Source organism: Exiguobacterium sp. s6 (genome assembly GCF_018618155.1).
Lineage (GTDB): Bacteria > Bacillota > Bacilli > Exiguobacteriales > Exiguobacteriaceae > Exiguobacterium > Exiguobacterium mexicanum_A.
Genome location: NZ_JACSLN010000001.1, coordinates 1,476,706 through 1,490,349 on the forward strand (window position 1 = coordinate 1,476,706; position 13,644 = coordinate 1,490,349).

The window sequence follows — 13,644 nt, forward strand, 5'->3', positions numbered from 1 at the left end:
CCTCTTCTCTAGTCGTATCAGCCGTAACAAAAAAAGCGTCACCATGGAAGGTGACGCCAGTCATCAATAGACATCTTTTTGTGTGAAATGGTAGAACGCATACGCGAGAGCCGCTAGCGACCAGACGAATATGACGATGAGCGAGAACGGCAACGTCATCCCCTCGATTGGTGGGGCTTGCCCCTCGAGATAGGTATGAAGACCGAAATTGACGTTGACCAAATATTTCGAGCTGTCCCAATTCGACCCGAGCGACGTGAGGAGCGGTCCTGAAATCAGGACGGCCATCATGATCCCAATCCCTGTCGCCGTGTTTTTGACGATGACCGAGATCATGAGCGCAATCGTCCCGACGGCTGCGACGACGAACCAAGATAGTCCGACCGACATGAGCAAGTATTGCCACATCGGCAGCGTATGAACGAAGTCGGTCGAGAACGTCCCCGTCGACGAGGCCTGGAAGCCGGTCAAAATCGGGGCGGTCCATCCGTCCCAACCGAGCACGATGCCGGAGATGGCGTAACTAACGAACGCCGTGATGAAGATGAGAATCGACGTATAAAGCAGCGTCGTCATCCATTTGGCGAGCAAGATTTTGAATCGTCTTACGGGCCGAGACAACAGTGTCTTGATCGTCCCGTCATTGTGTTCACCGCTGACGATATCCGCCATCAGGACGATGATGAAGAGCGGCAACACGAGCGTCGTTCCTTGCGAGAAGAAGACTCGCATGAACGTCGGAGCCCCGGGATAGTTCGGGTTGATATCATTATCTAAGTAGTATTGATTCTGTTGGACCTGGAACTCCAAGATTTGACGGAACTCGTCCTGAACGTTCGCCGAGGCGAGCCGGTTTTGCGTATCGACAATCTCTTGTTGCAAATCGACGCGCCAATCGATCGTCCCTTGTTCTTCGCGCTGTTTCTCGATTTGACGATAGTTCGCATACGTGAACATCGAAACGAGCACAATCAAGATGATCGAGACGACGAGGAGTCGTCGCTTCTTATGGATTTTTAAGACTTCGTTCCGAATAAGACCAAGTATTGACGGATTAGACAATATGGTCACCCCCGGTCAATGAGATGAATAATTCTTCGAGTGTCTGGACGCGTCGTTCAAGCCCGAATACGTCGACTCCCCGGTCAAGCAAATAGCGGTTCAAGCGGGCCGTCTCTTCAAGATTCATCGAGACGCGAATCGTGCGCTCGTCGACGACGTCGGCGTGCTCAATCGATTCGAAACCGCGCACAATCGGCAAGACTTCAAAACTGTCGGCCACATGAACATCGACAGTCGACGCCAACTCATGAATCAATTCGTCAACCGTCCCGACTTTGACGATTTTTCCGCGCGACATGATGGCGACGCGGTCCGCGAGCAGTTCAATCTCAGCCAAAATGTGGCTCGAGACGAGGACGCTCAGTCCAGTCTCTTCGACGAGACGGCGGATGAAGAGTCGAAGATCGCGAATCCCCATCGGGTCGAGCCCGTTCGTCGGTTCATCAAGAATCAAGACGCGGGGATTGTTCAACATCGCTTGGGCGATACCGAGCCGTTGCCGCATTCCGAGCGAGTAGGTCTTCACTTTATCATCGATCCGCGCCGTCAAGTCGACGAGGTCGATCACTTCTTGAATCCGGGCCTCATCGACACCGGGCAACATCCGGGCAAAGGCGTTCAAGTTCTCACGCCCGCTCATGAATTTATACAGCTCCGGATTCTCGACGATGGCCCCGATTTGGTTCATCGCCTGAACGAATTGTCGTTCGACGCTGAATCCACAAATCGAGACGGTCCCTTTCGTCGGCTTAATCAACCCGACAATCATCCGGATTGTCGTCGTTTTGCCGGCCCCGTTCGGACCTAAAAATCCGAACACCTCACCTGGGAATACATCGAACGAGATGTCATCGATGATTGTTTTCTTACCGATTACTTTTGTCAAATGGTCTATTTTCAATGTTGGTTGCATCATCTCACCTCTCCTACATTCTATCGGACTCAACCGCATCTGTCCTATTCGAACATTCACATAGGGCAGGTTCAAACTTATTTGATATGATAGTCTCATAGAAAGTGAGGGAATCACATGAAAAATGGGAAATGGTATTCGTTTTTAATCGGTTCGGTCTTCTTGACGGGCATCGCCTTATACGGTTTATGGATCGGCTATCAAGATATCGTCAACCCACCGGAACGCACACTCTCGATTAGTGAAGATTCGAGACCCGAACCGGTCGGTGACGTTTACGTCGCTTTAGGTGACTCCCTGACACGCGGCGTCGGGTCGACGTCAGGTGCTGGCTACGTTCAGCCGGTCGGTGAAACGCTCGACGAAGACGGCATTCGTACGCAGAACTTGGCCGTCTCCGGTGCCCGGACTGAGGATTTGTTGGCCCAACTCGAACAACCGGAAGTGCGGCGAACGATTGAGAACGCCCGCTACATCACACTCACGATTGGCGGCAACGACCTGTTCAATCGCGGCGAGAACGTCGATAACTTTGAATCGGTCGATATCGAACAAGTCGTGACCGATGCCAAGACGAATTTGAATGACATCTTTGAACAAGTTCGCGGATTGAACGATACGGCACAAATCGTTTATATCGCGCTCTATAATCCATTCCAAGAGAACGAAAACGGTGAGGCGTTCAATCAACTGATTCTCGATTGGAACGCCTCGGCGGCCACGTTCGGAAACGCGCAACGCATCGACGTGATCGACCCGTTCGCATACGTCTCTGACGTCTCGCGTGACCTCGCGACCGACCAGTTCCATCCGAGCGATCGCACGTACGAGAAGTTAGCCGAGGACGTCCTGTTCATCCTCGAATAAGTAAGATGGCCTGATCATCGCGATCAGGCCATTTTTTCATCGTTCATATTTGACGAGCCAGCTCTCCCCGTCGCGCGTCATGGACGTTCCGTACCAACCCGCCTTCAACAAGGCGCCCTGTTGCTCCGTCTCGCCCATCTCGAGCCATGTCGCTTCTCCGGCCGGTCGCCAGTCGCTGTGCAGTTCCTTCATAAAGATGTAGCGCAACTTCCCGCCATACTTCGGTTTAAGGGCACCGATGCGAAGCCCGAGGGCAAACTTGTCTTTCAAGCTCGGGATGTTGAATGGTGCCACGGTCGCACAGACGAGGTCGAATCGGCTACCATGTTCCAGCTCTCTCATCAGAAGCCTGCCGAGATGCTGTTGCAGGCCGTAGCCGCGGTAGTCCGGATGGACGTTCGTCACTTCTTGATAAATGATGCGTTCCAGTCCCTCTGATGGATAACCGATATCATAGCCGAGATGCTCGTCATCAAGCGGTGGGATGAGGAGCGCGCGGAACGCGATCAACGTTCCCTTGTGATATGCCCCGATGAGCGTCCGGTCCGTCAACAACTTGACGAACTCCTCTGTCGACAGGGACTGATACTGGCTCCCTTCCGTCAGTGTATCCATGACATTCTGTTGCACCGCCTCGATTTGTCCCAGGTCGGTCATCGCCAAATAGGTGACCTCGATGTCGAGGCCGTTACAATCACCGCGCCACATGATCGGTCCCTCCGACGACGTACGTCGCGGTCGTCAGACGTAATAAGACAGATTCATCGACGTCGACACCGAGTCCTGGTCGTTCAGACAATCGAATGAACGGAAGGTCGTACGTCAAATTGCCGATGTCTTCTGCGAAACGGAGCGGCCCTGTCAATTCGACCGATTGGACGATTTTGCTCGAGAACGCGACGTGGAAACCTGCACTCGAGGCGACCGACGACTCGACCATCGACCCGATTTGGCACTCAATACCTGACATCTCGGCCATATGGACAAGTTTTTTCGCCGGGTAGATGCCGCCGCACTTCATCAGCTTAATGTTCACTTTGTGGGCGGCCTGCATCATCGTCAGACGACGCATTTCGGTTACACCCCGCACGCCTTCATCAATCATGAGCGGGACCGAGATTTTCCCTTTTACTTCGACCATGCCTTCAAAATCGTCGGCTTTGACCGGCTGTTCGACCCAATCGATATGGAATGGTTCGAGCAACTTCATCGCTTGGAGCGTCTTGGCAGCATTGACCCAACCTTGATTGACATCGACCCGAATCGGAATGTCCGGTCCGACAGCTCGCCGAACCGCCTCGACACGTCGTACGTCCGAGGCGACATCGACGCCGACTTTCATCTTGACGGCTGTATAGCCTTGTTCGATTTGTTCGAGCGCCTCGGCCGCCATCGCTTCCGGATCTCCGATGCTTAACACGTGCGTGACCGGGAAGGCATCGTGATAACGGCCGCCAAGCAACTCATACACAGGCAAGCCAAGTTTTTTCCCAACAACGTCGTGGCAGGCAATATCAAGCGCCGCCTTCGCCGCCGGCACGTCCCGGATGGCTCGGTCCATCACGTCATGGATTCGTTCCATATGCATCGGGTTTTGCCCGATCAAAAGTGGTCCTAGCACATGTCGGATGACGCTAATCGTACTGTCGAGCGACTCACCCGTGACGTGCTCATCAGCGACGGCCTCGCCGTAACCGACATGTCCGCACTCGGTCGTCAGTTTCACGATTACCGACGGCATGTCGTCATAGCGGTGATAACTGACGATGAACGGTACTTTCAGTGGTAGACGTATCGCAAACAGCTCGATTTTCTTTATTCTCATATCCATTCCCCTTTACTTTTTATATATCGTTAGCTATATTGTCGTTAAATAGTCGTTAAATTGCAAGGAGGAGTTTTGATGTCCATCCATATCGCCATCGTCGGGTCGCACGAATTCGTGGCGACCATCCGTACCCTCGGTGCCCCAGAAGGTGTTCGGTTCGCGTATCACCCTTATGAGCATCCCCATGAAGCAGCCGTTATCGCCAAAACGCTCGGCTCGTTCGATGGTGTCTTTTTTTCCGGGTCGTTCCCGTTCACTTATGCGGCCCCCTACCTTCAAAACGTGGCGACCCATCACGTCGTCCAAGACGAGACTGTCCTATTAACGACACTTCTCTATGCGACGCTCACCCACTCAGTCCCTCTTGATCAACTGTCCATCGATTTGGTCGAGCCGGAGCGCTTGACGTCAATCCTCGAGTCGTTCCCGAATCATGCCTCGACTCCTGTCGTTATGAAAATCGAACCGAGTATCGCTTTCGAAGACGTGATTACTTTTCACACGGAGCACCGGGCCAAGCAGGCGAAACTGGCCGTGACGAGCATCGAACAAGTTCATCGTCAACTCGTCCGTGATGGGTATCATAGTCTATTGATGATCGAGCCGCGGACCACGGTCGAGCGCCATCTCGATATGTTAATTCAACGAATTCGACGCCAGTTCGCGGACGACGCCCAGTTCGCCATCATTCGTTTCGAGACCGACGACAAGGCATTACTCGAACATTTGAAAGTGGTCCGCTACCTTGGCGGACACATCGAATCGACCGACGATGGTCGTATCACGCTACTTACGACACGAGGCGAGACGAACAACGCCCTCGATACAAGTACGCTCAGCCCAACAGGTGATTATCGAATCGGAATCGGCTATGGCACGCAATATCAACAAGCATACGAACATGCTGAGATCGCACTATCAGCCGCGAGCAAGGAGCGCATTCGAATCGTCGACGATTCAAAACGCTTGTCCTTTCCGAACCGTGAGGACCGCATCCCCTATCGAGTGACCGAAGTAGCGGTCTTTGACGTCATCAAGCAAGCCGGGATCAGTCCGGTCAACATCGGTAAAATTATGCAGTTCTCAAAACACCATCTCGAATTCACGGCAAAAGAGTTGACTGACCATCTCGCCGTCTCAAGACGGACGACGGAGCGACTCATCAAAAAATTACATGACGCGCAACTGATCGAAGTGATTGGTGAAGAGATGAGTTACAACCAAGGACGACCTCGTGCCGTCTATAAATTCAATTTCCCGACCTGAATAGGCCGGGAAATTTTTCATTGTGCTGCTTGTTTTTCGAGTGGCGGTTCCACACTCTGCACAGCAATCCGTGCAATCGTGAAGCCTGTGAACGCATAGATAATCGAGATGACCGGAACGATGAAGTTCAAGATCGCGTATGGCGCATATTCGAACGCCCCGACGCCGAGCGTCCCGAGAATGAACACACCGCACGTGTTCCATGGGATGAAGACCGACGTCAGTGTCCCGCCGTCCTCGAGTGCCCGGGATAAGTTTTTCGAGTGAAGCCCCATTTTCTCATAAGCACCTGCAAACATACGAGATGGAACGACGATCGAGATGTATTGTTCGGAACACGTGGCGTTCGTTGCTACCCCGGCGAGAATCGTCGACGCAATCATCGAACCGGCCGTCTTCGCCAGTTTGACGATTTGATTCATGATCGATTGCAGCATCCCCGAGTATTCTAAAATCCCTCCGAACGTCATCGCGACGATCGTCATCGAGACGGTGTACATCATCGCGTCGAGACCGCCCCGACTGAACAAGTTGTCGACGAGTTCATTACCGGTGTCGATCACATACCCGCTCTGCAACGCCCCGACGCTGTCGGCGAGCGAACCGCCTTGGACGATGACTTGGGCGAGAAAGCCGAGCGCAATCCCGACGACGAGTGCCGGAATGGCCGGTACTTTCCTCGCGACGAGGACGATGACAGCAAGTGGAATCAATAGGAGCCACGGCGAGATGACGAAGCTGTCCTGTAAAATACCGAGTGTTTGGACGATTTCTGAAGAGTCCGTCGTCGTCTCACTGAACCGTCTGCCAAGCCACCAATAGGCGCCGAGCGCGATGACGAGCCCTGGAATCGTCGTGTAGAGCATATGCCGAATATGTTCGAACAAGTTCGTGTGCGTCAAACCCGCCGCGAGGTTCGTCGTATCCGACAACGGGGACATCTTATCCCCGAAGTATGCCCCTGAGATGACAGCTCCGGCGACCATCGGTGCTGGTATCCCCATACTCAGTCCGATGCCCATCCCGGCGACGCCGATTGTTCCCATCGTCGACCATGAGCTGCCAATCGAGAGCGCGACGACCGAGCAGATGATACAAATCGTCACCAAGAAATAGGCCGGTGAAATAATCGTCAATCCGTAATAAATCATCGTAGCGACGACGCCTCCCCCGATCCAGGCACCAATCGTTAAACCGACCAAGATGATGATGACGACGGCCGGTAGTGCGAGCCGAATCCCTTTGTACATCATCTCCTCGATCTCTTTCCACTTGTACCCGTGTCGCCATGCGACGAGCGACGCGACCGCTGTCCCGACGATGAGTGGGATGTGCGGCCCTTGTTCCAATTTGACGATGGCTACGAGCATGACCCCGATCATGACAAGTAGCGGCAATACCGCCCAGCGAAGCTTCATGTCTACCTTGTTCCCCTGTTGTTCCATGTGTCTTCCTCCCCGATAGCGAAAAATTCAGAATTGTCGTTATATTGTCGCTAATAAGTAGATGATAACGCTTACATTTAAAGTTGGCAATAAAAAAATGAACGAGCTCGTCCGGCCCGTCCATCTAGTCAATCGCTTCAATTATCGTTTGCGGCCCGGCGCAACGTATCGGCGAGTAAGGCGGCCGCTTCTGGTAAGACGTCCCGATCGAACGACATATGAGGATGATGGAGCCCCGGTGTCAAGTTCGCGCCGATTCCGATCATCGTCGCATCGAGTCCCGGCTGTTCGACCGTATAGAAATGAAAGTCGTCACTACCTGATGTAATGATCCGGTCGACGAGCGCGCTTTCCCCGAAGCGGTCGACAATCGCTTCGGCCGCATGTCGGCTCGAGCGTTCTCCGATCTCCGCACCCGGTGTGAAGTCTTGCCAGTCCCAGTGGATGGTGACATCATGAAGGACGGCGATTTGCTGCAACAGCGTCTCGACGCGGTCACGTAACGCCAGCAGCTCCTTGTTCTGTTGAGCCCGGACGTCGAGTGAGAACGTCGCGTTCCCTGGGATGATATTCAAATTATCGCTACCGGCCTGGACGCCCGTCAACTTGATCGAATGGGGCTCGAACGGCGACAAGTAGATGCTTTTGAGCATCTGTTGAATCGTAAAGATGACATCTAACGCGTTTTGACCTTGATGCGGTCGCGCACCATGGGCATCGTCCCCGATAACGCTTCCTCTTAGAAAGAATGCGGCTCCGTGTTGAATCGCAGCCGCATATTGTCCGCGCTGCAATTCCTCGAGCGGTCGCAAGTGGATGCCATACAGCTGACTCACTCCTTCGAGTGCCCCTTTTTGAATCATCGCGAGCGAGCCGTTCCCTTGTTCTTCTGCCGGTTGGAAAATGAAGCGAATCCGCTTCGATAGCATCTCATGTCTCAACAGGTCGAGCGCGCCGAGCACCATGCTGATGTTGGCGTCGTGCCCGCATGAGTGATTGGCTTGAAACGTCCCGTCGACTTGTTGCCATAAGGCATCGATATCGGCCCGGACAGCGATGACGTCATCACCTTGTCCAATCTCTGCGATGACCCCGGTCACGTCCGCAAACGTCTCGTGACGGACTTGCCATGACGTCAAGATGTCGGCAATCGTCTTCGTCGTCTCAACCTCTTTCCAGCTCACTTCCGGATGAGCATGAAAATGCTCAAACCAGTTCAATACGTTCGTCGTCATGATCAATTCCCCCATATGTACTTATATTTTTTTGACCCCTTTGATTAAGAGCCACTGCAGCGGCAATCGGGCCCACGTGACCCATTTTGGGAGCGGTATTTTGCCTAGTTTCGACGGTTTGAGCGCCATGTTGATATTGGCCGGGAACACCGCGATTAAGAAAGCGGGTAATGTCCCTTTCACGAAGCGCGTCCCTTTGTTCATGAGCAACAACACACCATAGACGACCTCGATGACCCCGCTTGCCTGGACCATGAATCGTTTGAACGGCCATGATTTCGGAATAATCGACATGAACGCCCGTTCCTGAATGAAGTGCATGATGCCGGCCCCTAGAAATAAAATCCCGTATAGTTTACGAATCAACTGAACCCCTCCTTTTTTCTAAGCATAACAAAAAAGATGGGCTGCGTGCCCATCTTTACAGTGCGTCTCCATTTGCGTTTTGAATCTCGACATCGACCGTTTCGGTCTTACCGTCACGAACGTATTCGATTGTGACGGTCCCGTCCGTGTCTCGAATCAGTTCACTCCGCAGGTCGATGAACGATGAGACAGCCTGGTCGTTGATTTTCACGATGACATCGCGTGCCTCAAGTCCTGCCCGTGCAGCCGAACTGTTCGCTTGCACTTCAACGATGATCGTGCCCGACGTCACCGACTCCGGCAAATTGATTTGCTCGGTCAAGTACCCCGGTGGGAACTCCGACACGTCCCGAAGCGAGACGCCGAGCGATGGATGATTCACTTCGCCCGTCTGTTCGATTTGATTGATGAGCGGCAAAGCGATATCGACCGGGATGGAGAAGCCGACCCCTTCGACCGAGTCGGTCGCGATTTTCATCGAGTTGATCCCAATCAATTGTCCTGATTCGTTGATTAACGCGCCACCGGAGTTACCCGGGTTGATGGCCGCGTCCGTCTGAATGACTTCGGCGTTGAAGTCGGCTTGTCCGTTCTCATCCGTATCGACCGGGACGAGACGTGACGTCGACGAGACGACGCCGCGTGTGACCGAGTTCTCAAACTGGCCGAGCGGGTTCCCGATGGCGACGACGGTTTGCCCCGGTTTCAACTCGCTCGACTTCCCAATCGAGATGACGGACGAGACTTTGTCCGCATCGACTTCGAGCACGGCCAAGTCATACGTGGCGTCGCTACCCATCAATTTGGCGTCTGCTGTCGATCCGTCATTGAATGTCACGGTCAAACGGTCAGCACCGTTGACGACGTGATGGTTCGTGACGATGTAAGCCGAGTCGCCGTCTTTTTTATAGATGACACCCGAGCCGACCCCGGCTTCGACAGCCTCACTTGAAAAACCGTTTGACGCGAAATTGTTCACCGTCACGACAGCAGGCTGTGCGGTCGCGACCGCATCGGTGACCGAGCTGTCCGTTGTCGTAGACGTCGTCTGGACCGGCGACCCTTCCGACGTCACGTTCGTATCAGACACATTTGTCGGCACTTGATCGATGAACGGAAAAGCGATGGCGCCAGTCAAGACGGCACCAATCACGCCACCGACAAACCCAGGGAACATCCGGCCGACGAACGATGGTCGGGCCGGTTGCTCTGCGCGCGACGGTTCTTGTCGTTGTTCTGACGAGCCGAGCTCGGTATCGAGCCAATCCTCGCGGTGATTTTGTTCATTTGATTCTGTTGGACGATCATTGCGTTCCATGTGTAATCATCTCCTATATGATGTTTCCTCTTTGTTCTACCCTTAGTATAAGAGGCATAGTCATCGTTTTGCGGAAATGAAGCATCGATTACAAGATTCTTCACAATTTGCGTCAATTGGGTCAGACGATGACGTTACGGAGCGTCCCGAGTCCCGTGATACTCACTTCGACCGTGTCTCCTGATTGGAGATAGACGGGCGGCTTCATGCCGTGGCCGACCCCGGCCGGTGTGCCGGTCGCGATGATGTCTCCTGCTTCAAGTGTCATGCCCTTTGACAAAGTCCGAATTAACTCTTCGATCGGGCGAATCATATCCGCCGTCGACCCATCTTGACGTGTCTCGCCATTGACAACCGTTTGAATCGTCAGTGGGAACGAGAGCTCATCCGGTGTGACGATATACGGCCCCATCGGACAGAACGTATCGAACGATTTGCCGCGGAAAAACTGGACGTGTTGTTTTTGCACATCCCTGGCCGTGATGTCGTTCAGAATCGTGTAACCAAAAATATGGGCATCGACGTCGTCAATATCCCGCCCTGATTTCCCGATGATGACGGCGAGTTCGCCTTCATAGTCGAGCTGGTCGGTCAATTCGGGGTGACGTTCGACGACAGCCTCTGGGCCGACGACCGAGGTCGGCGCTTTCGTGAAGATGACGAGCTTACCGGCCCCCGCCGTATCCATCTCTTTCACATGCTCTTCGTAATTTTTCCCGATACAGATGACATTTTTGAGCGGACGATACGGTGCGACGAACGTGACGTCTTGAAGCGCCAGCCTTGGCGCGACATCTAGATCGACATCCGGTTCAAACTCACGCGCGATGACTTCTAACAACGAAGTCGTATGTAATTGGTCACTGACGTCATAGACGAACTCTCCTGCCACGACACCGACCCTTTGCTCTCCTTCAACTTGAAAACTACACCATTTCATCAAAATTCCCCCTTTTTTGCTAGTATACAAAAAATCGGGACGCGACGGCCCCGATTACGCTTTGTTTAAGAAAATAATCCGCTGGTTGCTCGATCCCCGAAACCGGAGCGACCGGTCCATGAGCGGCTGTTCGAAACGCCCATCGACGAGCACATCGGCACGGTCGAGCACGCTTGTGACGAATTCGTCGTGCATGGCTTGCAACTGTTCGAGCGTATAGCCCGTATACACCCAAACGTTTTTCTGAAGGGCCTTACATCCGTCGACGAGCCGTGCCAATTCTTCCGGTTGCAGAAATGGTTCCCCGCCTGAAATCGTCACCCCGTCCCAGCCTGATTGTTCGATTTGAGCGAGTAAGTCCGCGACCGAGACGTCTTGTCCTCCACGTGGATTCCAAGATTCTGGATTATGACACCCAGGGCAACGGTGCGGGCAGCCCGCCGTAAAGATGACCGTGCGAATGCCTGGACCGTCGACGACCGATTCTTCAAGTACGGATAGGACGCGCATGATGCTTCACCCTCGCTCGTTCTTCTTCTCGTTTTGCCGAATTCCACCGGTCCATCGTCCCGACCAAGTAGCCGGTAATGCGACGGATCCGTTCAATTCGTTCATGTTCGCCACATGTCGGGCACGCTTCGTCGATGATCCCTTCAAGGCCGCAGTTGCCACAACGGTCGACCGGATGGTTGATCGACCCGTAGCCAACGTTCTCGGTCCGCATGAGCCGGACGATCGCTTCGACCGCTTCCGCATTATGGGCGAGCGATCCGTCGACTTCGACATACGTGATATGACCCGCATCACAAAGCGCGTGGTAAGGCGCTTCGAGACGGACTTTGTCGCGAATCGAGACCGATTGATACACGGGCACATGAAACGAGTTCGTATAAAAGGCGCGGTCGGTCACACCTTCGATCATCCCAAACGATTGCTGATCTCTCGTCACAAATTTACCCGACAATCCTTCGGCCGGGGTCGCCAAGAGAGAAAAGTTCAAATCGTATCGTTCCGATGCCTGCTTCATTCGATCACGTAAATGAGTGACGATATCGAGCCCAAGCCGTTCCGCCTCTCGTGACTCGGCATGCGTGCCACCTGTGAGAACACGAAGCGCTTCGGCGAGACCGATAAATCCGACCGAGAGCGTCCCTTGCTTCAGTACCTCGCGAAGATCGTCTTCTGGACCGAGTCTCTCTCCACCCCGCCAGACGTGTTGGGCATAGAGGAACCGAAATTCGTCGGCGTGCCGCTTCGCTTGATAGTCGAATCGTTCGAGCAATTGATCGATGGCGACGTCGACGTAAGCGTCGAGCGTCTCATAAAAAGTATGGATATCCGAAGAGACGAGTGCCATTTTGACCAAGTTCAACGTCGAAAATGATAAGTTGCCTCGTCCAATCGACGTCTCGGCACCATGCCGATTCCCCATCACCCGTGTCCGACAACCCATGTAGGCGACTTCCGAGCCGTGCGTCCCGTCGTAGTATTGAAGGTTGAACGGAGCATCGACGAACGAGAAGTTCGGGAATAATCGCTTGCCCGTCACACGACACGCGAGACGGAACAAGTCGACGTTTGGATCGTCCTCATGGAAGTTGACCCCTTCTTTCACTTTGAAGATTTGAATCGGGAAAATCGGCGTCTCCCCGTTACCGAGCCCTCGCTCGGTCGCGCGCAGCAACTCTCGAATGAATACTCGTCCCCACCGGCTCGTGTCGGTGCCGTAATTGATGGAAACGAACGGTACTTGTCCGCCACCACGTGAGTGCATCGAGTTGGCGTTGTGGATGAACGCCTCACACGCTTGATACGTCGCCGCGATTGTTTCAGACTCGGCAGTTTCAAAGAGTTGCTCGGTCGTCCATTCGACTGGTAACTTTTTGAGCCGCTCGAGCTGACGTTCATACGTCTTTTCGACATACGGTGCGAGGTCGACATCAAACATCGGGAAAGCTTGACCGCCATGCTGCATGTTTTGGTTCGCTTGAAGAATAATCGAAGCGAGCGCCATCGCCGAGCGGATATCCTGGGGCGGTCGAATCGTCCCGTGCCCGGTATGAAATCCGTTCGTGAGTAGCTCACCGAGTGGGATTTGACAACACGTCGTCGATCCTGTCACATAGTAGTCGGCGTCATGGATATACAAAAAATTATCCTCGACGGCTTGACGTGACCGTTCTGATAATAGATATGTCGTCGACAATTGTTTTGATACTTCTGAGGATAATCGTGCCAATTTTCCAAGTGGTGATTTCCCGTCGACGTTGGCGTTCTCTTGTACGAGGTCCTGATCTGGGAGAACACAGACATCTTCATAAAGCTGGAGCATATTCACTCCGCATCACCTCACTATATATTGATTACAAGCGAGTTAATTACTCGCTTAAGTTCCATATATAGA

Annotated in this window: 13 protein-coding genes; 2 read left to right on the plus strand and 11 right to left on the minus strand. The window is 53.4% G+C overall.

Annotated features, from left to right (window positions below):
• Window positions 1-63: 63 nt before the first annotated feature.
• Window positions 64-1,062, minus strand: a complete 999-nt coding sequence (locus KNP75_RS07635; RefSeq protein ID WP_034777418.1) for an ABC transporter permease — start codon at window positions 1,060-1,062, stop codon at window positions 64-66.
• Window positions 1,055-1,975 (minus strand): ABC transporter ATP-binding protein, encoded by a 921-nt coding sequence (locus tag KNP75_RS07640; RefSeq protein ID WP_034779847.1) that lies wholly within the window; start codon window positions 1,973-1,975, stop codon window positions 1,055-1,057. Before KNP75_RS07640 ends, KNP75_RS07635 begins: the two co-directional genes overlap by 8 nt.
• A gap of 117 nt (window positions 1,976-2,092) precedes the next feature.
• Here KNP75_RS07640 and KNP75_RS07645 point away from each other — a divergent pair, with 117 nt between their 5' ends.
• On the plus strand, window positions 2,093-2,842 hold the full coding sequence (locus KNP75_RS07645; protein ID WP_214708585.1) for a GDSL-type esterase/lipase family protein: 750 nt from the start codon (window positions 2,093-2,095) through the stop codon (window positions 2,840-2,842).
• 36 nt (window positions 2,843-2,878) lie between these two features.
• On the opposite strand, the gene KNP75_RS07650 is transcribed toward KNP75_RS07645, so the two are convergent.
• Both KNP75_RS07650 and KNP75_RS07655 read right to left on the minus strand, forming a co-directional pair.
• The gene (locus KNP75_RS07650; protein WP_215190157.1) at window positions 2,879-3,550 is read right to left on the minus strand and encodes a hypothetical protein; all 672 of its coding nucleotides are present in this window, start codon (window positions 3,548-3,550) and stop codon (window positions 2,879-2,881) included.
• Entirely contained in the window at window positions 3,537-4,667 is a 1,131-nt protein-coding gene (locus KNP75_RS07655; RefSeq protein WP_215190158.1) for a mandelate racemase/muconate lactonizing enzyme family protein, read from the minus strand. The genes KNP75_RS07650 and KNP75_RS07655 overlap by 14 nt, the downstream gene beginning before the upstream one ends.
• 78 nt (window positions 4,668-4,745) lie before the next feature.
• On the opposite strand from KNP75_RS07655, the gene KNP75_RS07660 reads away from it, so the two are divergent.
• The gene (locus KNP75_RS07660; protein WP_214797747.1) at window positions 4,746-5,936 is read left to right on the plus strand and encodes an HTH domain-containing protein; all 1,191 of its coding nucleotides are present in this window, start codon (window positions 4,746-4,748) and stop codon (window positions 5,934-5,936) included.
• A gap of 17 nt (window positions 5,937-5,953) precedes the next feature.
• Here the strand turns inward: KNP75_RS07660 and nhaC are convergent, their stop codons facing one another.
• The 7 genes from nhaC to KNP75_RS07695 all read right to left on the minus strand — a co-directional run bounded on the left by nhaC (window position 5,954) and on the right by KNP75_RS07695 (window position 13,572).
• A complete protein-coding gene (gene nhaC / locus KNP75_RS07665) occupies window positions 5,954-7,354 on the minus strand; it encodes a Na+/H+ antiporter NhaC (RefSeq protein WP_034779844.1) in 1,401 nt (466 codons plus the stop codon).
• Between the two features lie 164 nt (window positions 7,355-7,518).
• The gene (locus tag KNP75_RS07670) at window positions 7,519-8,616 is read right to left on the minus strand and encodes an amidohydrolase (protein WP_214708575.1); all 1,098 of its coding nucleotides are present in this window, start codon (window positions 8,614-8,616) and stop codon (window positions 7,519-7,521) included.
• Between the two features lie 21 nt (window positions 8,617-8,637).
• A complete protein-coding gene (locus KNP75_RS07675) occupies window positions 8,638-8,982 on the minus strand; it encodes a DoxX family protein (RefSeq protein ID WP_034777412.1) in 345 nt (114 codons plus the stop codon).
• A gap of 55 nt (window positions 8,983-9,037) precedes the next feature.
• Window positions 9,038-10,300: a S1C family serine protease gene (locus tag KNP75_RS07680; RefSeq protein ID WP_034777411.1), complete on the minus strand. Its 1,263-nt coding sequence runs from the start codon at window positions 10,298-10,300 to the stop codon at window positions 9,038-9,040.
• A 121-nt stretch (window positions 10,301-10,421) separates the two neighbouring features.
• Window positions 10,422-11,240 carry a fumarylacetoacetate hydrolase family protein gene (locus KNP75_RS07685; protein ID WP_034777410.1) on the minus strand — a complete coding sequence of 273 codons (819 nt, stop codon included), beginning with the start codon at window positions 11,238-11,240 and terminating at the stop codon, window positions 10,422-10,424.
• Between the two features lie 54 nt (window positions 11,241-11,294).
• The gene (nrdG, locus tag KNP75_RS07690; RefSeq protein WP_215190159.1) at window positions 11,295-11,750 is read right to left on the minus strand and encodes an anaerobic ribonucleoside-triphosphate reductase activating protein; all 456 of its coding nucleotides are present in this window, start codon (window positions 11,748-11,750) and stop codon (window positions 11,295-11,297) included.
• Window positions 11,728-13,572: an anaerobic ribonucleoside triphosphate reductase gene (locus KNP75_RS07695; RefSeq protein WP_034777407.1), complete on the minus strand. Its 1,845-nt coding sequence runs from the start codon at window positions 13,570-13,572 to the stop codon at window positions 11,728-11,730. Before KNP75_RS07695 ends, nrdG begins: the two co-directional genes overlap by 23 nt.
• Window positions 13,573-13,644 lie beyond the last annotated feature (72 nt).